The 22,571-nt window shown below is 68.5% G+C and carries 18 protein-coding genes; 10 read left to right on the forward strand and 8 right to left on the reverse strand.

Annotation, left to right across the window (positions count from 1 at the left end):
- Positions 1-25: 25 nt before the first annotated feature.
- Together ACX28W_RS29590 and ACX28W_RS29595 are read right to left on the reverse strand one after the other, a co-directional pair.
- The gene (locus ACX28W_RS29590; RefSeq protein WP_459002780.1) at positions 26-1,285 is read right to left on the reverse strand and encodes a L,D-transpeptidase; all 1,260 of its coding nucleotides are present in this window, start codon (positions 1,283-1,285) and stop codon (positions 26-28) included.
- Between the two features lie 253 nt (positions 1,286-1,538).
- Entirely contained in the window at positions 1,539-2,777 is a 1,239-nt protein-coding gene (locus tag ACX28W_RS29595; RefSeq protein WP_459002781.1) for a L,D-transpeptidase, read from the reverse strand.
- Positions 2,778-3,141: 364 nt separating this feature from the next.
- On the opposite strand from ACX28W_RS29595, the gene glgX reads away from it, so the two are divergent.
- The 7 genes from glgX to ACX28W_RS29630 all read left to right on the forward strand — a co-directional run bounded on the left by glgX (position 3,142) and on the right by ACX28W_RS29630 (position 15,963).
- The gene (gene glgX, locus ACX28W_RS29600; RefSeq protein ID WP_459002782.1) at positions 3,142-5,388 is read left to right on the forward strand and encodes a glycogen debranching protein GlgX; all 2,247 of its coding nucleotides are present in this window, start codon (positions 3,142-3,144) and stop codon (positions 5,386-5,388) included.
- Between the two features lie 112 nt (positions 5,389-5,500).
- Positions 5,501-7,285 (forward strand): ABC transporter ATP-binding protein, encoded by a 1,785-nt coding sequence (locus ACX28W_RS29605; RefSeq protein ID WP_459002783.1) that lies wholly within the window; start codon positions 5,501-5,503, stop codon positions 7,283-7,285.
- A gap of 62 nt (positions 7,286-7,347) precedes the next feature.
- On the forward strand, positions 7,348-9,195 hold the full coding sequence (locus ACX28W_RS29610) for an ABC transporter ATP-binding protein (RefSeq protein WP_459002825.1): 1,848 nt from the start codon (positions 7,348-7,350) through the stop codon (positions 9,193-9,195).
- Positions 9,196-9,366: 171 nt separating this feature from the next.
- Positions 9,367-10,119 carry a TnsA-like heteromeric transposase endonuclease subunit gene (locus tag ACX28W_RS29615; protein WP_459002784.1) on the forward strand — a complete coding sequence of 251 codons (753 nt, stop codon included), beginning with the start codon at positions 9,367-9,369 and terminating at the stop codon, positions 10,117-10,119.
- Complete coding sequence (locus ACX28W_RS29620; protein WP_459002785.1) at positions 10,116-12,305, forward strand: integrase; 2,190 nt, start codon at positions 10,116-10,118, stop codon at positions 12,303-12,305. Before ACX28W_RS29615 ends, ACX28W_RS29620 begins: the two co-directional genes overlap by 4 nt.
- Positions 12,302-13,438 (forward strand): ATP-binding protein, encoded by a 1,137-nt coding sequence (locus ACX28W_RS29625; RefSeq protein WP_459002786.1) that lies wholly within the window; start codon positions 12,302-12,304, stop codon positions 13,436-13,438. Before ACX28W_RS29620 ends, ACX28W_RS29625 begins: the two co-directional genes overlap by 4 nt.
- Positions 13,435-15,963 carry a TniQ family protein gene (locus ACX28W_RS29630; RefSeq protein ID WP_459002787.1) on the forward strand — a complete coding sequence of 843 codons (2,529 nt, stop codon included), beginning with the start codon at positions 13,435-13,437 and terminating at the stop codon, positions 15,961-15,963. The genes ACX28W_RS29625 and ACX28W_RS29630 overlap by 4 nt, the downstream gene beginning before the upstream one ends.
- A gap of 722 nt (positions 15,964-16,685) precedes the next feature.
- On the opposite strand, the gene ACX28W_RS29635 is transcribed toward ACX28W_RS29630, so the two are convergent.
- The 3 genes from ACX28W_RS29635 to ACX28W_RS29645 all read right to left on the reverse strand — a co-directional run bounded on the left by ACX28W_RS29635 (position 16,686) and on the right by ACX28W_RS29645 (position 18,771).
- On the reverse strand, positions 16,686-17,393 hold the full coding sequence (locus ACX28W_RS29635) for a YwqG family protein (protein ID WP_459002788.1): 708 nt from the start codon (positions 17,391-17,393) through the stop codon (positions 16,686-16,688).
- Between the two features lie 225 nt (positions 17,394-17,618).
- Positions 17,619-18,107, reverse strand: coding sequence for a DUF4265 domain-containing protein (locus ACX28W_RS29640; protein ID WP_459002789.1), 489 nt, complete (start codon positions 18,105-18,107; stop codon positions 17,619-17,621).
- 58 nt (positions 18,108-18,165) lie between these two features.
- Positions 18,166-18,771, reverse strand: a complete 606-nt coding sequence (locus ACX28W_RS29645) for a DUF6461 domain-containing protein (RefSeq protein WP_459002790.1) — start codon at positions 18,769-18,771, stop codon at positions 18,166-18,168.
- Between the two features lie 212 nt (positions 18,772-18,983).
- Between ACX28W_RS29645 and ACX28W_RS29650 the strand changes: the two genes are divergently transcribed.
- From ACX28W_RS29650 to ACX28W_RS29660, 3 genes are read left to right on the forward strand one after another with little or no spacing between them, the layout of a single operon-like run.
- Complete coding sequence (locus ACX28W_RS29650; protein WP_459002791.1) at positions 18,984-19,409, forward strand: DUF4259 domain-containing protein; 426 nt, start codon at positions 18,984-18,986, stop codon at positions 19,407-19,409.
- Positions 19,410-19,451: 42 nt separating this feature from the next.
- Entirely contained in the window at positions 19,452-19,856 is a 405-nt protein-coding gene (locus tag ACX28W_RS29655) for a hypothetical protein (protein ID WP_459002792.1), read from the forward strand.
- A 32-nt stretch (positions 19,857-19,888) separates the two neighbouring features.
- On the forward strand, positions 19,889-20,689 hold the full coding sequence (locus tag ACX28W_RS29660) for a DUF4253 domain-containing protein (RefSeq protein ID WP_459002793.1): 801 nt from the start codon (positions 19,889-19,891) through the stop codon (positions 20,687-20,689).
- 58 nt (positions 20,690-20,747) lie between these two features.
- Here ACX28W_RS29660 and ACX28W_RS29665 read toward each other — a convergent pair whose 3' ends face one another.
- The 3 genes from ACX28W_RS29665 to ACX28W_RS29675 all read right to left on the reverse strand — a co-directional run bounded on the left by ACX28W_RS29665 (position 20,748) and on the right by ACX28W_RS29675 (position 22,398).
- Complete coding sequence (locus ACX28W_RS29665) at positions 20,748-21,143, reverse strand: DUF5958 family protein (RefSeq protein WP_459002794.1); 396 nt, start codon at positions 21,141-21,143, stop codon at positions 20,748-20,750.
- The gene (locus tag ACX28W_RS29670; protein ID WP_459002795.1) at positions 21,140-21,658 is read right to left on the reverse strand and encodes a Fic family protein; all 519 of its coding nucleotides are present in this window, start codon (positions 21,656-21,658) and stop codon (positions 21,140-21,142) included. Before ACX28W_RS29670 ends, ACX28W_RS29665 begins: the two co-directional genes overlap by 4 nt.
- Positions 21,659-21,792: 134 nt before the next feature.
- On the reverse strand, positions 21,793-22,398 hold the full coding sequence (locus ACX28W_RS29675) for a hypothetical protein (protein WP_459002796.1): 606 nt from the start codon (positions 22,396-22,398) through the stop codon (positions 21,793-21,795).
- Between the last annotated feature and the right edge of the window lie 173 nt (positions 22,399-22,571).

Genomic DNA, 22,571 nt, shown 5'->3' on the forward strand with positions numbered 1-22,571 from the left:
CACCGGGCCCGTACGCTCGGACCGCTTACGCCTTCCACTTCTCCCAGGACATGTTCCAGCCGTTGAGCCCGTTGTCCGGGTCGACGATCCTGTCGTTGGAGTTCTTCACGACCACCACGTCACCGGCCATCGACTGGTTGAAGAACCAGGCCGCGGCCACCTTGCCGTCGTAGCCCCCGCGCACGTCGCGCAGGCCGATGCAGCCGTGGCTGGCGTTGTAGTTGCCGAAGGCGTCGCCGCCCCAGTAGTTGCCGTGGATGAAGGTGCCCGAGGTGGTCAGGCGCTGGGCGTGCGGCACGTCCTTGATGTCGTACTCGCCGGCGTAGCCGACCGTCTCACCGTTCATACGGGTCACTTCGAGGCGATCGGTGATGACCATCTGGCCGTTCCAGGTGTCGTAGCCGGGTTTGCCGGTGGTCACCGGGATGGTCTTGATGGTCTTGCCGTCGCGCTTGACCGTCATCGTCTTGGTCTTGACGTCGACGGTGGAGACCTGGCTGCGGCCGATCGTGAAGGACACGGTCTTGGCCTGGTTGCCGTAGACACCGGGCCGTCCCTCGACACCATCGAGGTTGAGCTCCACCGTCACCTTCGTACCGGCCTTCCAGTACTGCTCGGGACGGAAGTCGAGGCGGTCGTTGCCGAACCAGTGGCCTTCCACGTCGACCGCGGGCTCGGTCTTGATGGTGATCGCCTTCTCGACGTCCTCGGGGTGCGTGATGCCCCGCGTGAAGTTGATCGAGAAGGGCATTCCGACGCCGACCTTGGAACCGTCCTCGGGCGTGAAGATGCCGACGAAGGTGTTCTTCGGAGTCAGCGTGGTGAACGCCGACTCCTCGGCCGCCGTACGGCCGTCGGAGTCCTTGGCCACCGCGTGGACCTTGTACTTGGTCGCGGAGGCGAGGTGGGTCGAGGGCGTCCAGGTGGCGCCCCCGCCGGTTATCTCGCCGTCGACCGCGTTGCCCTTGGTGTCCTCGACCTTGACCTCGGTCAGCTTCCCCTTGGCCGCGGTCACCTTGAGGGCTCCGCTGGTGGCCACGCCGTCGGTGCCGTCCTTCGGAGCTATGGTCACCACGGCCTGCGAGACCTTGGTGTCCGCCTTGGTGGAGTCGCCTGCGCTCTTGCCCTTGCCGTTCCCGGACCCGGAGTCCGAGTCCCCTCCCCCGCCGCACGCGGTCACGGCGAACAGCAGCACACCCAGCAGCAGTGCCAGGACCCCCTTGCTGCCCCGGCCGCCGTGTGTCCGCGCGCCAACCGACGCCCCCGATATCGGTCGCCCGTTCAAGTCTGTTCTCCCCTCGCACGGCCTGATCAGGCCCGCACCCCAGCGCGTCCGACGCGCGTATCGCGTCAATTAATCACATGGTCAGGAGCGATGACTCCCCGGGATTGTCACCGTTCAGTCCCAACTTCGGCCATGTGGGGGGCGGGCCACCTCAGTGCTCTGCCGGGCCAGGGCCTGCCCGGCGGAACAGGTCGCAGGAAAACAACGGAGCCTGATCAGCGCCGCGTCTGCGGCATGATCCGCCGGACAGGCCCTAGTTCGCCGCGCCACCCGCTTTCCACTGCGTCCAGTCCATGTTCCATCCTCCGAGCCCGTTGTCGGGAGCGACCTGCTTGTCCATGCTGTTGACGACCTCGACGACGTCACCGATGAGACTGCGGTCGAAGAACCAGCCCGCGGGGGTGTCGGAGCTGCCGCCCTTCACGTCCATCAGGCCCACGCAGCCATGGCTGATGTTGCGGTTGCCGAAGGCGCCGGGCGCCCAGTAGCTGCCGTGCAGGAAGGTCCCGGACTTGGTGAGGCGCATCGCGTGCGGGACGTCCGAGATGTCGTACTCGCTCTTGCCGTTGGGCTTCTTGAAGCCGACCGTGGCGCCGTTCATCCGGGTCAGCTCGAGCATCTCGGTGACGACCATCTTCCCGTTGTACGTGGTGGTCTTGGGGGCGCCCGCGGTGATCGGCACGGTGTCGAGAAGGGCGCCGTCGCGTCGTACCTCCATGGTGTGCGCGGCGGCGTCGACGAGCGAGACCTGGCTGCGGCCGACGGTGAAGGACAAGGTCTTGTTCTGCAACCCGTAGACGCCCTTCGCCGCTTCGACATCCCGCAGCCGCAGCCCGACCGTGACCTTGGTCCCCGGCTTCCAGTACTTCCGCGGCCGGAAGTCGACGCGGTCCTTGCCGAACCAGTGCGGGCGGATCTCCACCGCGGGGCTGGCCGTCACCTGGATCGCGCGCTCGACGGCGGCCCGGTTCTCGATCTCCCGGTTGAACTCCAGCGAGACGATCATTCCGGTGCCGACGGTGGAGCGGTTCTCCGGCACGACATACCCGATGAACCGTTCCTCAGGGACGTACGTGGTGAAGGTCGTGTGCCGCGCCGAGCGCCGTCCGTACCCGTCGAGCGCCACCACGTCCACGATGTACTTGGCGGCCAGGGCGAGGCGGGGGTCGTCGGACTGCCAGGTCAGGCCGTCGCCGGAGAGGTGCCCGGGAACGACGGACTCCTGCGCGTCCAGGTCCTTGACGACCCGCACGGACTCCAGCCGCCCGCTGGGCACCCGCACCTGGACCGCCTGCTCGGGGCGTACGCCCTTGCTGTTGTCGTCGGGAGACACCCGGATGACGTCCTCGGCGGCGGGGGGTTTGCCGAGCACGTCGTCCAGCCTGTCCGAGGTGCAGCCGGCGGCTGAGGCCAGCAGGGCGGCCCATGCCAGTACGGCTGCCAGCGCGGCCCCTGCGCGCCGGGGTCGGTGTCCCAATGTCGTCGGCTTCACGCGAACCTCTGTCTTTCCGGTGTCTTGCCGGTGGCTTTCCGGTTTCTTTCCGGCCGGGGGTCCGGGGGTTGCCCCCGGGAGATGCCTACGAGGGGCCCAACGACTGTGCACCTCCGGGGAAACGTGAGTGCGAGCCAAGGTGTGGGCAGAACAGTGGGGAGGACGACGCGATGGGGAGCCGCGCCCGTGAGCCGCAGGGGCGTGCCGGTGTCGAGAGGGCGAGCGCGCGGAGGCCCGCAGGGCTGAGCACGGTCGGCCTCTCGACACCGGCTGAAGAGCCACGGAGGCGAACGGGCCCAAAAGAGGGGCCGGGACGCCGCACGCTCCTTTTCGGGTCGTCGACCGAGCCGCGGGAGGCTGACAGGTGTCGAGCGCAGCCGAGCAGGAGGCAGTGTCGAAGGGGCTCGCCCCGGACGGCGGGCTGCCCGCTCCCCTAGTGAACGGCGCGCGGCGTCCGGCGCCCGCCGCACCCGTGTGGCCCGGAGCTCCGACCCCGCTCGGGGCGCGTTTTCGCGTCGGTCCCGACGGCGTCGCGGGCACCAACTTCGCGCTGTGGGCGGGCGGGGCGGAGGCCGTCGAGCTGTGCCTCTTCGACGAGGACGGCGTCGAGGTACGCGCCCCGCTCACCGAGCTGACCCACGAGATCTGGCACGGCTTCCTCCCCGGCGTACTGCCGGGCCGCCGCTACGGCTACCGGGTGTACGGCCGCTGGGACCCGTGGACCGGCGCCCGCTGGAACCCGGCGAAGCTGCTCCTCGACCCGTACGCGCGTGCCGTGGACGGGGACTTCAGCCTGCCGCCCGAGGTGTACGGACATGTGCGCGACTGGCCCCAGCAGCAGGTCGCGGACACCGTGCGGGACGACCGGGACTCGGCGCCGTACGTCCCCAAGGGCGTCGTCGTCCACGATGACGACGACTGGGCGGACGACCACCGCCCGAAGACCCCGTGGGCGGACTCGGTGATCTACGAGCTGCATGTCCGGGGGTTCACCCGCTTGCACCCGGGGATTCCCGAGAAACTGCGGGGCACGTACGCCGGGTTGGCGCACCCCGCCGCGATCGAACACCTGGTCGGGCTCGGCGTGACAGCGGTGGAACTGCTTCCCGTACACCAGTTCGCACACGAGGACCATCTGCTGCGGCGCGGCATGAAGAACTACTGGGGCTACAACTCGATCGGCTACTTCGCGCCGCACGCCGCCTACGCCGCCGCCGGGACGACCGGGCAGCAGGTCGGCGAGTTCAAGCGGATGGTACGGGCGCTGCACGCCGCCGGCATCGAGGTGATCCTCGACGTGGTCTACAACCACACGGCGGAGGCGGGCGAGCTGGGCCCGATGCTGTCGCTGCGCGGCATCGACAACCGGGGGTACTACCGGCTCCAGTCGGACGCCCGCCGGTATGCGGACTACACGGGGTGCGGGAACACGCTGCACGTAGTGCAGCCGCACGTCCTGCGGCTGATCACGGATTCACTGCGGTACTGGGTGACGGAGATGGGGGTGGACGGCTTCCGCTTCGACCTGGCCTCGGCACTGGCCCGCTCCCTGCACGACGTCGACATGCTGTCGCCCTTCCTGGCCGTCATCGCCCAGGACCCGGTACTGCGGCGGGTGAAACTGATCGCGGAGCCCTGGGACGTGGGATCGGGCGGATATCAGGTCGGCGCCTTCCCGCCGCTGTGGACGGAGTGGAACGACCGCTACCGCAACGCCGTGCGGGACTTCTGGCGCGGCGCGCTGCCGGACGTACGGGATCTGGGATATCGGCTCTCGGGATCGAGCGATCTGTACGCGTGGGGCGGGCGTCGGCCGTACGCGTCCGTCAACTTCGTGACCGCCCACGACGGCTTCACCCTCCGGGACCTCGTGTCGTACGAGCGCAAGCACAACGAGGCCAACGGGGAGGGCAATCGCGACGGGACCAACGACAACCGGTCGTGGAACTGCGGGGCGGAGGGGGAGACGGGCGAGGAGCGCGTACGAGCCCTGCGGCGGCGCCAGTTGAGGAACCTGCTGACGACTCTGCTGCTGTCGACGGGCGTGCCGATGCTGGTCGCCGGGGACGAGTTCGGGCGGACGCAGCGGGGCAGCAACAACGCGTACTGCCAGGACAACGAGATCAGTTGGGTCGACTGGAGCCTGCTGGAGGATCCGGGGTGGCGGGCGTTGTTCGATCTGACCTCGCGGCTGATCGCGCTGCGGCACGAGCATCCCGTGCTGCGGCGGCGGGCGTTCTTCTCCGGGCGGGCGCACTCCGTGGACGGGCTGCGGGATCTGGCGTGGTTCACGCCCCGGGGCACAGAGATGACGGAACGAGACTGGTACGCGCCGGCGGGGACGCTGGGGATGTACCTGTCCGGGCGGGACATACCCGGGCGGGACGCGCGCGGGGGGACGGTCGTCGACGACAGCTTCCTCGCGGTGTTGCACGCCGGGGACCGGCCGGTGAGTTTTGTGCTGCCGGGGCCGCCGTGGGCTTCGCGGTACGAGGTCGTGGTCGACACGTCGATGGAGGAGCAGGGGGAGGCGCCCGGGGTGGAGCATCGGGCGGGGGGGACGGTCATGGTGCCGGCTCGGGCGGTGTTGTTGCTGCGGGTGGTGGGGTGAGCCCGCGGCGCGGCCGCTGATGCGGCGTCACCGGTCTCTCCCGGCTGGAACGATTCAGGTCCGGCCAAAACTCGGTGGGCGCTGTCAGTGGCGAACCGTAGGCTCGCCACTGATGTCCACTCCAGATGCCACGACCGCCGACCGCCCTTCCCCTTCGACCGTGCGCAGCCTGCTGCGCCTGTGGCCGTACGTGCGACCGGTGCGGGCGCGGCTGTTCGGCGCGGCCCTCGTCGCGGTCGTCGCGTCCTGTACGGGGCTGGTGATCCCGCTCGTCCTGAAGTGGATGGTGGACGGTCCGGTGGCCGAACACGACACGGCGGGCATCTGGCTCGGCGCGCTGTATCTGCTGCTGCTCGGGTTCGCCGAGGCCCTTCTGTTCGGGCTGCGGCGGTGGCTGGTGGCGCGACCGCTGGCGGGGGTCGAGGCCGGGATGCGGGCGGATCTGTACCGGCATCTGCAGCGGCTCCCCGTCTCCTTCCACGACCGCTGGGCGTCGGGTCAGTTGCTGTCCCGGGGCACCACGGACCTGATGCTGCTGCGCCAGTTCCTCGCGTTCCCGCTGACGTTCCTGCTGGTCAACAGCGTGACGATTCTCGTGGGCGTCATGATCATGCTGGCCCAGGACTGGACGCTCGGGCTGGTGCTGCTGGCTCCCGCCCTCCCTGTGGTGATCGTCTGCTGGCTCTTCGAGCGGCGCTACTCGCTGGTGGCGCGGCGGGCCCAGGACCAGGTGGGCGACCTGACGACGGTCATCGAGGAGAGCGTGCTCGGCATCCGCATCATCAAGGGCTTCGGGCGCCACCGCAGCCAGGCCCGCGCCTTCCGCGAACTGTCCCGCACCCTGCGCGGCACGGAGTTGGCCAAGGCCCGCCTCCTCGCCTCCATCTGGGCCGTCATCGTCACCCTCCCCGAGCTCGCCATCGGCGCCGCCCTGGTCCTCGGCACCATCCAGGTCGCCGACGGCCACCTCTCCGCGGGCACCCTCGTCGCCTTCCTGTCCACGGCCCTCGCCCTGCGCTGGCCCGTCGACTCGATCGGCTTCCTCCTCGCGATGAGCCAGGAGGCGGCGACGGCGACGGAGCGGTACTTCGAGGTGATGGACGAGGAACCGGAATCCTCCGGCACCTCCACGGGCACGACCCACACGCGCGACGGCGGACTCCGGTTCCACGGCGTCCGGTTCCGCTACCCCGACGCCCCCGCGGACGCACCCCCCGTCCTGGACCGTATCGACCTCCACATCCGCTCCGGTGAGTCGATGGCCCTGGTCGGTGCGACCGGCACCGGGAAGACCACCCTCACCGCCCTCGTCCCGCGTCTGCACGAGGTGACGTCCGGCCGGATCACGCTGGACGGCGAGGACATCACGGCGATGCCGCGCGAGGAGCTTCGCGCGCGCGTGGCCGTGGCCTTCGAAGAACCCACCCTCTTCTCGGCCAGCGTCGGGGAGAACGTCCTCATGGGTGCCGCGGACACCGCGGGGGCAGCGGAGCTGGACCGCGCCCTCGCCGTCGCACAGGCCGACTTCGCACACGCGCTCCCCCAGGGGACGGCGACACAGGTCGGCGAGCAGGGCCTGAGCCTGTCCGGCGGACAGCGGCAGCGCCTCGCCCTCGCGAGAGCGGTGGTCGGCCGGCCCCGGTTCCTTGTTCTCGACGACCCCTTGTCGGCCCTGGACGTCCACACGGAAGCCGCGGTCGAGGCCGCCCTGCGCCGCGTACTGGACCGGACGACCGCCCTGATCGTGGCGCACCGGCCGTCCACGGTCCTGCTCGCCGACCGTGTGGCCCTGCTCTCCGGCGGCCGCATCGCCGCGGTCGGCACCCACCAGGAACTGCTGCGCACGAACACCGAGTACGCCCATCTGATGTCGGGCGACGAGGAGGACGACCGATGACGGCGCCCACGACGACCTCGCCGAGCAAGGAACCGGACAGGGGCCGCGACAAAGGCCGCGACATGGGCCGTGACCAGGGCCGTGACCAGGACGATCCTGCGCAGCGGTCCCCGGGCTACCGGGACCCCTTCGACCGCGACGCCCTGCCCACTCCCCCGGGCGCCACGGCCACGCTGCTGCGCTCGCTGCTCGCCCCGCTCCGGGCCCGGGTGGCCCTGACGACCGTTCTGCTGCTGCTCCAGCAGGCGGCGGTCCAGGCCGGCCCGCTGCTCGTCGCGTACGCCATCGACCGCGCCGTACCGGCTTTCCGGCACGACGACCACGGGCCGCTGATCGCGGTGGCGGTCGGCTACCTGGCGTGCTCGCTCGCCGCCGGCGGACTCCAGTACGCCTTCATCGGCGCGTCCGCCCGTGTCAACCAGGACGTGCTGCTCGACCTGCGCGGCCGGATCTTCCGCCATGCGCAGGCGCTCAGCATCGACTTCCACGAGCGCTACACCTCGGGCCGGCTGATCTCCCGCTCCACCACGGACGTCGAGTCGCTGCGCGAACTGCTCAGCGAGGGCCTCCAGGAACTCATCACGGTGATCCTGTCCTTCGTCTACATCTCGGCGATGCTGCTCTGGCTTGACCTGGGCCTCGGCGCGGTCGCGGTGGCCTCCTTCGTACCGCTCTACCTCCTCGTGCGTCTCTATCGACGCCGCGCGGGCCGCATCTACCAGGCGCGCTCGACCGCGATCGCCGCCGTCATCGTGAAGTTCGCGGAGACGATGAACGGCATCCGGCCGGTGCGCGCGTTCCGCCGGGAGGAAGCCAACGACGCGGAGTTCCGGGTACTGAACAAACGCCACGAACGGATGAACGGCGACGCCCTGCTGGAGATGGCCCGCTATGTCGTCGGTTCCCGTCTGGTCGCCAACGCGGCGGTCTCGGCGATCGTGCTGTGGGGCGCGTACCGGGTGGCCTCCGACTCGCTGGCGCTGGGGGTGCTGGCCGCCGCGGTCCTCTATCTGCGCCGCCTGTACGACCCCATCGACCGCCTGGGCATGTTCCTCAACTCGTACCAGTCCGCGGCCGCCTCGCTGGAGAAGATCGCGGGCCTGCTGGCCCAGGCACCGTCCGTACCGGAGCCGGCCGCCGCGCGACAGTTGCCCTCCCTCAAGTCCGAACACCCGGGCCGCGAGGTCGTCTTCGACGACGTCCGCTTCGCCTACCGCACCGGCGGCGAGGTCCTGCCCACCTTCTCGCTCACGCTCCCCGCGGGGCAGACGGTGGCCGTCGTCGGCTCGACGGGCGCGGGCAAGTCGACACTCGCCAAGCTCCTGGCCCGCTTCTACGACCCCTCCGACGGCCGGGTCCTGCTCGACGGCGTCGATCTGCGCGAGCTCTCCGTGCCCGAGCTGCGGCGCGGGGTGGTGATGGTGACCCAGGAGGCCTTCCTGTTCTCCGGCACGGTCGCCGAGAACATCGCCATCGGCCGCTCGGACGCGACCCGTGAACAGATCGAACAGGCGGCGAAGGCGATCGGCGCCCACGACTTCATCAGCTCGCTGCCCGAGGGCTACGACACGGACGTCCGCAAGCGCGGCGGACGCATCTCGGCCGGACAGCGCCAACTCGTCGCCTTCGCACGGGCGTTGCTGGCCGACCCGGCCGTTCTCATCCTCGACGAGGCGACCAGTTCGCTGGACATCCCCGGTGAGCGGGCCGTGCAGCGCGCCATGGCGACCGTCCTGCGCGGCCGGACCGCGGTGGTCATCGCGCACCGCCTGTCGACGGTGGAGATCGCCGACCGGGTCCTGGTGATGGAGGACGGGCGCGTCGTCGAGGACGGCAGCCCGGCCGAACTCGTCGCCTCCACCGGCAGGTTCGCGGATCTGCATCAAGCCTGGAGGGACAGCCTCGTATAGCGGGAGTCCGTCTAGGATCCGCGACTTCGGGAGCATTGAAGGTGGTTCGTTAGCAGTGGATTAGCAAATCCGCGATCCGGTTGACAACGGCTACGGTCAGTAGTGATCTCCGCCGGATCTCTTTCGATCTTCACTGGGTGCCGGCTGCCCCCGCTCCGTACCGTCCCCGTCATGGCAGAACGGAGCAAGGGCAGCGGTCGTCGTACGCGCAAGGTTCCTACGGCCTCGATCCGGTACGAGGATGCGGCGGTACGTGAAGTGCCGGTACGACAGTTGCGGTTGGCGGACTTCGCGGAGTCGACGCCGTGGCGGGATGTCCGGTCGGTACACGGGATGACCCACCACTCGGGGAAGTACTCGTCGGCGACGACGGGCGGGCACGTCGTCTACGAGAGCCGGTTGGAGCTGGCACGGCTGCTGCTGGCGGACTTTGATCCCGCGGTGCAGGGGATCTTCGCTCAGCCGTGCCGGCTGGCGGCTCGGGTCGGTGACCGGGTGCGGCACCATGTCCCGGACTTTCTGCTGGTCATGCGCTCGGGAACGGTGCGGGTTGTCAACGTCAAACCGGCGGACCGGCTGCAGGACCTGGAGATCGTGGAAGCCCTGGCCTGGCCGGGTGAGCTGTTCAGGCAGCACGGCTGGGAGTACGAGATCTGGTCCGGAGCCGATCGCGTGCTGCTGGAGAACGTGCGCTTCCTGGCTGCCTACCGGCGCCCGGGTGTGGTGCCCGAAGCCGAGGCGGAGCAGGCGTGGGAGCAGGTGATGGACGGTGAGGAACTGGCTCTGGCCGAGCGTCGACTGGCGGGTGACCGGCCGCCGGAGGAGGCGAGGCCGGCGCTGATGGCGCTGTTGTGGTCCGGGCGGCTGACGACGGATCTGTCACGTCCGCTGTCGGGGGAGTCGGTGCTGCGGAGGTGCGCGTGACCGCCTGGACGACGCCCCTGCGGCCAGGGCTTGCGATCAGCTTCGACGGCGAGCAGTTCACGGTCGCCGAGATCGAGGGCCGCCGGATTCTGCTCCAGCCGGCGGCCGCCGTTGTCGGAGTGCCGAAGTGGCGGCAGGTCGACATCTCCGTGTTGCTGGCGCATCCCACCACCGAGATCCTGGTCCCGCTGCCGCAGGAGGAGCCGTCGGCAGCGGCCGTTCTGGGAAGTCTCGACGACGATGGCGATGACGAGCTGACGCGGAGATTCCGCCATGTTCAGGAGGTCATGACCGGATACCAGCTCGGCGACGAGGTACTGGCCCTGCCGGGCGAGCCACAGTCCGACTATGCGCCCGGGACCCCGCTGATGCACCGGTATGCGGCCAAGGCCGCGGAGCTCGGGGTCGCAGAGAGCACGATCCGGAACTGGGTACGGCAGGTGAAGACCTCGGGTCCAGCTGGGCTGGTGCATGAGCGTCCGAAGACGAGTGTGCTGGACCGGACCGACTTCCGGTGGCTGGAGATGGCCCGCGCGGTGCTGAAGGGCCACGAGAAGTCCTCCCGGCCGGTGCGAAATCTGGTCCTCATGGAGATCGAGGAGCGTCTGAGGGAGGAGTACGGGAAGGGCACGGTCCCGGTTCCGGCACGCACGACGGGCTACGAGTTGCTGCGGGCGCTGTCCAAGGGCACGAACGCCTTCGAGGGCAGCACGAAAGGCAAGCGGTCGATCGCGGACGCCCCCAAGGGGACCTACGGTCGACTGCGGGCAACGCGTCCGGGTGAGTACGTGGTGCTGGACACCAACTGTCTGGACGTCTTCGCGATGGAGCCGGTGACCTGCCGGTGGGTGCGGTGCGAACTCACGGTCGCGATGGATCTCTACAGCCGGTGCATCACCGGACTGCGACTGACTCCGGTGTCGACGAAGTCGACGGACGTGGCGGGGGTGCTGTTCGAGACGGTCCAGCCTCGCGAGGTGCCGGAAGGAGGAGGCGAGCCGCTGCCGTATTGCGGGGTGCCGTCCACCGTTGTGGTCGACGCGGACAAGCTCGTCGACCGGGACGGGCAGCCGCTACTGCCCACGGTCGCAGCCGAGACGATCATCTTCGACCACGGCAAGGTCTACCTGTCGAACCACATCCAGAGCGTCTGCGCGAAGCTGGACATCTCCCTGCAGCCGGCCCGGCCGAAGACGCCCACCGACAAGCCGGTCGAACGCTGGTTCCGCACCCTCAACCAGGGACTGCTGGCCGCTCTGCCCGGCTACAAGGGTTCAGACGTGCACAGCCGCGGCGAGAAGGTCGAGGACGAGGCGTTCTTCTTCATCGACGAACTCGAAGCGATCATCCGCGAGTGGATTACCCGGATCTATCACCGGCGCCGCCACCGCGGTCTGTCCGTGCCGGAGGTGCCGGGGCTGAAACTGAGCCCGCTGGACATGTTCGAGCACGGCGTCACCCGCGCCGGGCCGCTACGGATCCCGGCCCGCCCGAATCTGGCCCTGGAGTTCCTGGAGGAGGAACGTGTCCCGATCCACCACTACGGGGTCGAGATCGAAGGGTTGCGCTACAACGGCGACGCGCTGAACGACTACCGCAACCAGCCCAGTCCCTATCGCGGGGCGGATGCGGGCAAGTGGCCGATCGCGGTGGACCGCGGCGATATGCGGAAGGTGTACTTCCAGGACCCCGGAACGCGGAAGTGGCACACGCTCGACTGGGAGCATGCAGCCCTGCTGAACGGTCCCTTCAGCAGGGAGGCGCTGGTCTACGCCCGGCGACTTTCCAAGAAGACCCACCGGTTCCCGGACACCAAACGGGCACTGATCGAGCTCCTTGAGCGGTGGGGGGCCGGACTTGCCGCGGACCGCACCGAGCGACGGATGGCGGTGCGGCTGTCCCAGGAACGGCTGCGGCTGGCGGGCGAGGACGACGAACCGAAGGACGCCAAGGACGAGGTGGCCGCCCTGCCGTCGGTCCGGCGGATCGCCGACCTCAGCTCAACGGGGTCCGGTCCGGCAGAGGACTCCGATGGGCCTGGCCTGCGTGTCGTCGGGACCCAGGACGATGACCTGGGCGGGGACGACGACGAGGACGAGGAGTGCGATGCCGTCTTCCCCGGCGACGACAGCGCCGCCCCGGTCGACGAGGACGACTACTACGCCGACGTCTGGGACAGCCGTTGAGTACGGCGGACAGCACCGAACCGTTCGAGGGCGATGACCGTCAGTACACCCCCACCCGGCTGCCGGGCTGGCTGCAGGAGGTCAACGGCCCGGACCGCATCCAGCCTCCGCAGTTCACCCGGACCCAGCTCGCAGATCTCTCGCCGCGGGATCTGCTGGTGCACAACGACAACCGGGAGGTCTGGCACGCCAACATCGGCCCGATCGACACACCCCAGCTCATCGCGCTGCACGACGCCTTGGCCGAGATCGTCGAGTCGAACCGGCAGGACGGGGACAAGACCAAGCCCGCGGCCCTCGTGGACGCCTATCCGGGGCTCGGCAAGAGCACGGCAGTGCGGGACTACGGTCGCAAGCTGTTCCGCAAGCAGGTTGCCCTGCGCGGAGAGACGACACCGAGCGGCGACCGCCGCGTCCCGGTCATCTACATCGCGCTGAGCGGGAACACACAGATCCGCGGGCTGAACGCGGCGATCTGCCGCTTCTACGGCCTGCCTACCTCCGGGAACGCCGACACCCTGGCCGAGCGGGCCGTGGACGCCGTGTTGTCCATGAAGACGGCCGCGATCATCGTCGACGACATTCACTTCCTCGCCGGGGCGAACTCCAACTCAGTCCGTATGGCGAACCAGTTGAAGTACCTGGCGAACGTCTTCCCGGTCACTCTGATCTACGTCGGCGTCGGTGTCCAGCAGCGTGGTGTCCTGCGCGAGGGCTTCTCCGGCAAGCAGACCGAACTCGCCCAGTTCGGGCGCCGCACCACCCCGCTGACGCTGCTGCCGTTCCAGGTCGAGGACGACGAAGGCCGCCAGCACTGGCACACCCTGCTCAAGACGATCGAGCAGAAACTCGTCCTGGCGGAGAAGTACCCCGGAATGCTCGCCAGGGACCTGTCGGACTACCTCTTCGCACGCTCCACCGGCCACTTCGCCTCCCTCATGGCACTGATCAACCGCGGCTGTCTGCGCGCGATCCGCTCCGGCCACGAACGTCTCGATGAGGACCTGATGAACCAGGTCAAGAACGACGCCGCCGCAGAAGCGGCCCGCAAAGAACTCGAAGCCGAGATCGCGGCCGGCCTGCTGACCAGCCAGCCGACGCAGTCTCCGCAACGTCGCAGGAAGTCGGCATGACGCAATGGACCGACGGGCGAATCCCCCTCTGGGTTCCGCCCGCCGACGGCGAAGCCCTCGACAGCTGGATCGAGGCATACGCCCGCCGACTGACCGTCAGCGGCGCAGAGTTCGTCCGGTTCATCGGGTTGCCTCACGCGGACCCGAGGTTCATGGTCCGCAGGCTCTCGGACACCGAACGCCACGCCCTCGCCAGCCGCACCGGACTGACGCCCGAAGCGTTGGCCGCCATGACGCTCGACCGGTGCGACGGTGTCATGGTGACCATCGACCCGGACGATCGCACCATGGGCAGACCGCCGGCCTGGCGGCACTACGGCTCGCGCAGCCGGTTCTGCCCCGCCTGCCTGGCCGACCGCCACGGGCGGTGGCAGCTGTCCTGGCGGCTGCCCTGGTCGTTCGCCTGCACCCGCCACAACCTGCTGCTGCGCGACTACTGCCCAGCCTGCGGGCACCCTCCACCGGTCAGCACCCCGATGCGGGCCACGCCGTCCGCTCCCGGACTCTGCCTGCACGCGACCGGCACCGGGCGCCCCATCCGCTGCGGCTACCCGCTCGTCGAAACCCCCGCGCCGGCCTTGCCGTCCGACGGCATGGTCATCGCCGCCCAGGTGTCCGTCGTCCGGGACATTCTGAACGCCTCCACGGACAGGGAAGCTCTGGCCCGCAGCCAGGAACTCTACGCCCTGGCACGACGGGCCCTGCGCGGCATCCGTCACCTTCCCTCCGCACCGTCCGCAGCCGAGAACATCCTGGCCGAGTGCGGCGGATATCCACCATCCACGGCCCTTCACGACGCCGGAGACGAGGGCAACGACGCACACCACACCGCCGTCGGCGCCGCCCTGGCGATCATCGCCACAGATCACAGCCATCCCGACTGCGACGAGATCTTCAGCTGGCTGCGGTCCACCGACCGCCCCCAGAAGCCGCGGTTCGACTACGCCACCAGAAAGATCGCGACGTGGCTGCCGGCCGGCCCGCGGGTCGTCACCCGCATGCTCGCCGACGCCGACTCCGAGCTCACCCTCCTCTCCCGCCTGCGCTACGGCACCGCAACCCCCTCACCCGCTTGGAAGGACCTCTCCGACGACGACGTACGCCGCCGGGCCTCGAAGCTGCCGTCCATGATCTGGCCCTCCTGGGCCTACCGGCTCCTCCCCTCCACCAGCGACACCCAGCTCGCTGGAGTCCGGCGGGCATACGCCTCGATGATCCTGCTGACCGGCGCGAACTTGAGCTACCACCAAGCGGCCTCACTCCTGGGCAACACCAGTTCCAGGAGCAACCGCAACGCCCTGCACACGGCTCTGACCTCCGGCGGAACAGACCTTCTGGCCGCGCTCCTGCCCGCCCTGGCCAGAGCCCTGGACACTCACGACGTTCCGATCGACTACACCCGTCGCCGCCGTCTCTTCACCGCCGACACCGTCGCCTTCGACGAAGACGCCTACCAGGCAGTCTGCCGTCGCCGTGGCTGGCGCCCCCGCACACCCGACCGCATCAAGCGCCTGCGCTGGCTCCTGGCCCAGCTACTGCTGGGCGCCGATCCCGGCCCAGCTTCCCGCACACCCACACTGCAGTTGGCCCTTCGCTACGAACTTCACCCTGACCTGCACGCACTCCTGCATAAGCAGGCGACCATGAACCTCAAGGCGCACGGCCTCGATGAGCCCGTGCTCTGGGAGCCCCCGCCGGGCTGGTTCCGTGATCTCCGCCTTCCAGCCGGCCCCGAGAACATCGACCGAAACCGGCTCGCAGAACTCGCCGCCGACGGCCCCGCCCCGGCCGAACTCGCCCGCCAGCTCAATCTGGACGTTGCCCATCTCCATCTCACGCTCGAAGCCCTTGGCGTCACCGCCCCCAAGCCCGCTCGGCCGCGGCCATCCAGCACGTCCTCCCAACAGATCCCTCGGGAAGGCGTTCTCGAGCCACAGCGTCTTCGCCAGCTCTACCTGGAGCAAGGTCTAACGCAACGGAGGATCGCCCAACTCGCAGGATGCAACGGCAGCACCGTCGGGCAAGCCATCAGCGAAGCCGGTATCCCTCTTCGCCAACGCCGACCAGCTCGTTTCCTCGAGGAGGTCGTCTCCCGAACCTGGCTGGAGACCGAGTACCTCGGCAAAGGGCGATCCTGTCCGGATATCGCCCGCGAGCTGGGCGTCCCCAAGGACTCCGTGATGAAACTGATGAACAGATGGGGCATCCCCCACCACCCGGCCAGCCAGTTCACCAACGTCTTCGCCTCACTCGACACCGACTTGTCCCCGGCCATGCAGGCCGTCAGTCGGACGAAGAACTGTTTCCAGCGGCTCCGCCTCCTCCTGCAGCTTCCCGGGCACCGCAACCTCCAAGCCGCTGCTGACGCTCTCGATACGAAGAGGAACATCCTCGACTACCAGCTCAAACGCGTCGAAGAAGTGGCAGGGTTCACCGTGATCGAACGATCCCGCCCGCTCGCCGCTACGGACCGGGGCAAGGTGTTCCTCGCGGAAGCCGAGGCACTGCTCAACCAACTCGCGTGATGGTGTCAGTGTGAATTCCAGCAACACCGCCCTACTTGACGGTTCCACCCCGTGGCGGTGAACGGTCCCCGGCGCCGAATCTCGGGCATCCACGAGATCGCTGAGGAACTCACCCGTCGACCCATAGGGCTCGCCGAACGCGAACTCCTCATCGAGCAGCCACCCCACGGCATCCGGAACGTCCTCCGCGCTGCCGTACATGCGCTCTGCGACCGCCACCACGGCCTGGACCACCGCTGCGGGCTCACCGACCTCACTGCACTTCCACGGGGGACCCGCCGGAGGCCGCGCGGGATCCTTGGGCAGAGGACTCGGAAGGGCGACGTCGGCGCCGGCCTGCTCATGGACCAGGCCGTCCCGTGGGGAGACTCCTCCGAGAGTCGCCGCATGCCCCTCGCTGTACCCCTGCTGGAAACCGCCGTGGGCACGGGCTACATGGGCCACCCGAATCCGCTCACTCCGAAAGAACGGCTCGAGAGCCATGCGCTCGTACCCGCTGTAGATGGCCAGCGAGAAGACCTGCCACCACCCCTCCAGCTCCGGGTCCATCGACGGCCGGCCGTACCAGAAGCTCGACGGAACGAACCGGAAGTGATCGTGGGCGCGCACTGCCGTCAGACGGTGCCCCATCCCGGACAGCTCAGCTGCGGAGGCGCGGGCGGCGTCCTCGCTCGGCAGGCTCAGCGTGTACTGGACTCCCCAGGCGGGAGGCATGGAGGCCATCAGCTGCACTGCCAGGTGAACATCGCCCGCTCGAAGCGCCGCTCGGCCAGGTCTTCCGGACGGATCAGCCGGTACAGGGCTCCGGCATCGCCCCACATCATGTCCGCGGCGTCCTCGCTGTCGAACTGGGCCAGCAGCACCCAGTTGCCCGCCTCCTCGGACAGCCGCGGGTCGTCCCAGGACACCTCGCCGCCCAGGACCGCCTCCGCGATCTCGATCTCGACCGGGTTCTGCACCGAGTGAGCGTGGCCGCCGATCTGGTGCCCGACCTCGTCGTCGAACTCCCGCAGGGCGTCGAGGAACTCCTGAGAGCAGACCGGGTGGTCGTAACGGTTCCCGAGCGGGGCACCTGCAGCGAAGGCGTTCCGAATCCGGGGATGCCAGGGCTCGGCCGCCGTCATCTCCAGCCTCGCGGCCAGCGGCACCACCGGGTACGACTCGACTTCGTCAGGCGTCCCACGTTCCACGACCTCCTCACCAGCTGCCACATAGAGCACACGGGCGCCCGCCCAGCTCTTCCGGTCCGCAGCAAGAACGAGAGCTTCGCCGTCGTCAAGCTGGCCGTCGAAGTAGAAGAACAGCAGCGTTCCAGCCTCGGGTAGATCGATGTCCACTGCGGCCGTCGGCAGGCCCACACAATCGATCGAGGCGACGAAGGAGAGCGGACCATGCCCCTCCCACACCGGCCACTCCGAGGCGGCCGGCAAGGCTGGAAGGCCACCGAGTCGACCCGCCACGTCGTCAGAGCCAGTCGCTACCTCAAGACGCACGCCAGGGCGAAGCAGACCAATCCACTTCTCGGCATCCCCGGGCGACAGATGCTGCAAAGCAAGGGAGTGAAGGGTATCCCGGGAACCATGTGTCATGCGCCCGATCATGCACGGCGCCACTGACAGAGACCTCGGCGGCCCTCCAGCAGCACGCGCAGCCGCTCAGTCCGTGGCCGTGGACCTCCAAGCAGCGGTGACGCACCCTTCCTCCCAGTGCCACCAGCCTTCCGCTGCACCGTGTTCCAGGAGCTTGCGGATTCGCGGCAGGTCCGCCTCCGGTGGGACATCCAGCGCCACCATCCGGTACCGCTCGATGCCCTCGCCCGTCGTACCGAGCTTGTGGAAGATCTCCAGAACGCTCTGCCGGGCAGCAGCCGAGCCGCCGTCCTTCAACACGATCAGCCGGATCGTGCAATTCTCTGAGGATCGGACCGTCTCTCCAGCCCAGCGGACGCCCTCATCGTCGATCTCCACCCGGACGATGTCGTCGCTTGCGACTCCGCGTACGAACCAGGGAGTGTTGTCCAAACGCACCGTGCCGTCACCGAGGTCCACTGCCCACAGGCTCTCGACGCTCGCTGGCGGCCAGCCGTCCTCGTCCACATCCATCCGGAAGTGGACCTTCACGTGGGCGTCACTGATGTTCGTCACCGCGCCATCATCCACACCGCATTCACAGGGCAGGCACGGGGAGGGCGGTCGCGCGATGTCATCGGACCTGGACAGTGGCGCAGATGAAGGTCGTGTCCTGGAGCAGCGCCGGAGTGATGGCCACGCCGGTCAGGTGTTCTGCCAGGGCGAACGCCGCCTGCGGGGAGAAGTCCGGTTCCGGGTCCTCCACCTCGAGATGGAAGCCGATCCGTCGCATCACGTCGAGGAGTTCGTCGGGCTCGGCGCCCCAGCGGTCCTCCGGGAACATGGGGTCGAAGCACAGCCGCAGCACCTGGTCCTCCGCCCAGAGGAACGTGCCGACGGCGTTGATGTTGACGAAGTGGGAGACCCAGGTCACCCCCGCCGAGGCGGGCAGGGCTCGATCTTCGGTGACTCCGATGTACCCGTTGGGCTCGATCAGCAGCGTCCAGGTGCCCACAGTCGTCATGGCGATCAGCTGACGGTCTCCCTCCTCCAGGTCGTACTGGGCGAAGCCGGCGTCGACGACTGCGGCTATGCCCTGGAGGGGTGCTTCCGGTCGTCCCTCGAGCCGGGACACCACCTCAGCAGGTGAGAGGCCCCGCACCAGGGTGAAGCAGTACGCCTCGGCGATGTCTGGAAAGTCGTCTTCGAACCACGCGTAGTCCGCTCCGGTCTTCGTCATGCCGTCCATCCTGGTTCGTGTCACTGACACCGGAGGGGCCTTGGGGTCGTCGGCAGGGATCGGAAGGGACATCCACCAGTTCAGGGAGCGCTCTTCCTCTCCGCCTGGGGCATCACCGGAGGGGTTCGCGGACATCCCTTGGACTGCGCGGCTGCTGTCAGTGGCCTCTGTCAGGATGCCTCGGTCAAGACCAAGATTGATCTGGAGAGACCATGGGCACTTGGGATGTCGGCCCCTTCGATAACGACACCGCAGCGGACTTCTGTGGCGACCTCGATGAAGCAGCCGCAGGCGAACGTGAGGGCATCGTCCGCGGCATTCTCACCCATGTGATCGACGCCGCGGGGTACTTGGAAGCACCCGAGTCTGAGCAAGCCGTTGCTGCGGCCGCCCTCGTCGCCGCGCAATGCCCTGGCGGTGAGCCTGCCGATCCCGTTTATGGGCCGGAAGAGCCCCTTCCTGATCTCACCGGCCTGCGCGATCTCGCCCTTCAGGCCCTTGACCGCGTCATGACCGACCCGTCCGAGCTGATGGACCTATGGGCGGAATCGGATGGAGGCCCCTGGCGCGCGAGTATTCGTTGCCTGCAGAACGTGCTCCTGCCGCAGCCGCCCGGAGAACAGCTCAGGCTGATCTGATCGCACCGCAACCACTACGTGATTTCTATCCGGAAGGCCGCCATGAGCTGGGATGTGCTTCTCCTCCGCCTACCCGACAACGTGACCTCGGTCCATGAGGTCCCAGGTGATCACACCTCGTCCCCGCTCGGCCGCCGCCACGACGTGCTCGCGGCCGTTGCCCAGGCAGTCCCTGACGCCGATCTCTCGGACCCGACCTGGGGTGAGCTTCTCGGGCCCACCTGGTCCATGGAGCTCAACATCGGCCACGAAGACCCAGTTGACTCGATCATGTTGCACATCCGGGGCTCCGGCGACGACGTGCTCACGCGCGTTTTCCGGCTTGCCGAATCTCTGGGCTGCAGGGTTCTCGACTGTGCCGAAGGCGACTTGATCGCTGCCGGGCAGGCGTCGGGCTGGCACGCTTTCCAGCAGTTCCGCGATCGAGTGGTGGGACCCTCACAGTGATACCTCCCGGTCACCGCGCCAGCATCCGCCCCATGCACCCCGAGACCCGATTGGGCCTTCTGTCCGGTCGGATGGTCACGTCCGATGAGGGTGACGGAGATGTACAGCCCCTGTGGCTCAGTGACGGGCCGGCCACGGCCGAGCTGTGGACGCGGATGCACGCCGAACACACACGCTCCGGCCTGTGGCCGCTGCTGCTCGACTCGCTGGATTCGAGCGACAGCGAATTCCGCCCATGGGGATCCGGGGAGGTCTTCCCCGAGCAGATGTCCTTCCCGGCAAGCCACGCCCCTGCCAGCCTCCACGCACAATGGTGGGCGACCTACACAGCCGTCGACGAAGACGACGACATGCTCGACACCGACAGGCGCCTTGCCGTCACGGCTCCCTTCGGACAAACCTGGCCCGGCCTCGCGCCCAGCCGGGAGACGGCGACGAACCCCGATCAACTGGCCGCCGAGTTCGCGCAGACGTTCCTCGCCGACCGCCAACAGACACGTCTGGGGCTGGTCGCCGCAGCGTCCGGTGCGGACGCGTTGACAGCTGTGGGCTGGGCCGGACCCTGCAACTACGACAACGACACCGCGAAGTTCTCCGCGGTCCTCCGTGACTGGGAACACCGGTTCGGTGCTCGTGTCGTCGCGGTCGGGTTCTCCACGCTGCACCTCAGCGTCGCCGCGCCACCTCTGGACGAGCATGAGGCTCTCCTGGTCGCGGCCGAGCACTTCGCCTTCTGCCCGGACAACATCTGGCAGGGCAGAAGGCCGTACACACTCGCCGCGTACGCCGAGCAGATCACCGATGCCCACCACTGGGACTTCTGGTGGGACTGATCTGCTCCCCAGAAGACGTTCGACCGGGAAGTGGCCTTCAGGGGTGCGGTGCTGGGCTTCAGGCGGCGGACAGTCTGTGCCACCAGTGACTGCAGCCGCCAGAGCAGAAGCGCTTACGGCGTCGCACGTCGGCAATCGTGAGCACCGCGATCAGCAGCCTGAACGCCTTGCGGCGTTCGTCGAGAGGTGCGAGACCGGCGATCTTCCCCAGTTGCTCGTCGATCCGGCCTCGTGAGATCAACACTGCGGGCGTATGCGTCGGACGCAGCCCGGCACGGCGGATGCTCTCCGGCGCGTCCTCGGTGACTGCGCGCGCCTGGACGCAGTGATGGCGCAGGAACAGCAGCACCTCGGACTGCTCTTCCTGGCTGAGGCCGTCGAACCATTCGATGCCGGCTGACATCGGGCGCAGCCCCTGCGCGAGCTCGTTGAGCAGGACGTCGCGTTCGTTCATGACTGCCTCCCGTGGGACGGACGCCGCTCCGCAGCGGTGATCAGGATTCCGAGCAGCACCGCCAGATCGGCCGCGCCCTCAGCGTCCTCGGCCCAGCGCGTGGTCTGCAGTGGGTGAACTTGGTCAGGGAGGACGCCTTCGCGCGCCAGGACGAAGGCCAACGTCAGCATGGCCGAGCGGGCGTTGCCGTCCTCGAACGGATGGAAGAAGAGGATGTCGAGGTAGGTCCGGGCAGCGCGTGAGGGGAGGGGCAGATCCGGTTGAGCGCTCTCAGACAGACAGCGCTCGAATTGCTCCTGGGTGTCGGGGGTGAGGCCGTAGCGCTCCCGTCCGCCTTTCGCGAGGGCCGGCATCGTGCGGAAACCGACGAGGTCGTGGCCCAGAACGGTCCGTTGCCACTTCGTCATGAGGGCGAAAGTCAGCGGCTGGCGCTGCTCCGCGTCGGCGAAGGCCACGTCGAGGGCGATCAGGACCCGCGCGGTTCCCTCGCTGTCACGTCCGCCTCGCGTTGCCATGAAGAAGTTCCGGAAGCCGTCGCGGGCCGGTGCTCCAGGGACGGGGCGTGCGCCGCGCCAGGATGGCCAAGAGATCTCCGTCCGAATGCGCAGCCAGTCGGCAAGGCTGTCCTTCGGTCGGACGGGTCCGGAAGTCATCTGATTTCGCCCACGCCTCTGGCGAACTGCGAGCTCACCGCGTCGACCACGGGAACGTCAGGTGCGATCCAACTGCCGAACCGGCCGCCGACCGCGTTCTCGACAATCTCCTGGGCCTGGCCCTCGTCGATGTCGTTGTAGGCGAGGAACCATCGGAGGACTTGGATGCAGTGCCTGTACCAGCCGCTCTCGGCCTGGGTGCGGTCGGCCACCACGGTGACCAGGCGGGTGCATGCTCGCTCCCAGTACCAGCTGTCCGCCGAAGTCACCTGGGTGTTCCCCGGCGGAGTCAGGGCTGCAAACCGTTCCGCCAGGTCCTCCAGCCAGCCACGCCATTCCTGAAGGGCCTCAACAACCAGCGGGGCAGTCGTATCCGGGGTCGTCACGGAGTCGGTCGCACAGCACCACACCTCGACGACGCCTCCGTCGACGTCACCCTCACCGACCGACCAGTTCCATCCGCAGGCCCATCGGCCGTACCGGCCCGCCAGGAACTCGGTGACCGGCTCCAATGCACGCCAGCGATCCTCGCGAGCGACTTCAGCGCTGGGCAGCAAGGGCACGACAAGGCCTGCCAACTCCTCCGCCGCATCGGCGTCCATCTCGAACGAATGTCGAGCCGGATCCACATCTGCCCACGTCAGGGCATGCGCCCACAGTTCACTCACTGTCCCACTCTGCCGTGCGCAGCCACCCTCACTCCACTCCATATCGGCCCTACGTTCCCAAGGCTGTCGCCATGGTCTAGCTGCGGCTGACGATCGATCTCATTGGC

Source organism: Streptomyces sp. SD15 (assembly GCF_054462255.1).

Excerpts from the sequence above, each read along its gene's own strand:
- ACX28W_RS29675 (WP_459002796.1), bottom strand. The coding sequence starts at position 22,398 with ATGGACGCCGATGCGGCGGAGGAGTTGGCAGGCCTTGTCGTGCCCTTG.
- ACX28W_RS29670 (WP_459002795.1), bottom strand. The coding sequence starts at position 21,658 with ATGGCAACGCGAGGCGGACGTGACAGCGAGGGAACCGCGCGGGTCCTG.
- ACX28W_RS29605 (WP_459002783.1), top strand. The coding sequence starts at position 5,501 with ATGTCCACTCCAGATGCCACGACCGCCGACCGCCCTTCCCCTTCGACC.
- ACX28W_RS29610 (WP_459002825.1), top strand. The coding sequence starts at position 7,348 with ATGGGCCGTGACCAGGGCCGTGACCAGGACGATCCTGCGCAGCGGTCC.
- ACX28W_RS29660 (WP_459002793.1), top strand. The coding sequence starts at position 19,889 with ATGCACCCCGAGACCCGATTGGGCCTTCTGTCCGGTCGGATGGTCACG.
- ACX28W_RS29645 (WP_459002790.1), bottom strand. The coding sequence starts at position 18,771 with ATGACGAAGACCGGAGCGGACTACGCGTGGTTCGAAGACGACTTTCCA.
- ACX28W_RS29615 (WP_459002784.1), top strand. The coding sequence starts at position 9,367 with ATGGCAGAACGGAGCAAGGGCAGCGGTCGTCGTACGCGCAAGGTTCCT.
- ACX28W_RS29655 (WP_459002792.1), top strand. The coding sequence starts at position 19,452 with ATGAGCTGGGATGTGCTTCTCCTCCGCCTACCCGACAACGTGACCTCG.
- ACX28W_RS29630 (WP_459002787.1), top strand. The coding sequence starts at position 13,435 with ATGACGCAATGGACCGACGGGCGAATCCCCCTCTGGGTTCCGCCCGCC.
- ACX28W_RS29665 (WP_459002794.1), bottom strand. The coding sequence starts at position 21,143 with ATGAACGAACGCGACGTCCTGCTCAACGAGCTCGCGCAGGGGCTGCGC.
- ACX28W_RS29650 (WP_459002791.1), top strand. The coding sequence starts at position 18,984 with ATGGGCACTTGGGATGTCGGCCCCTTCGATAACGACACCGCAGCGGAC.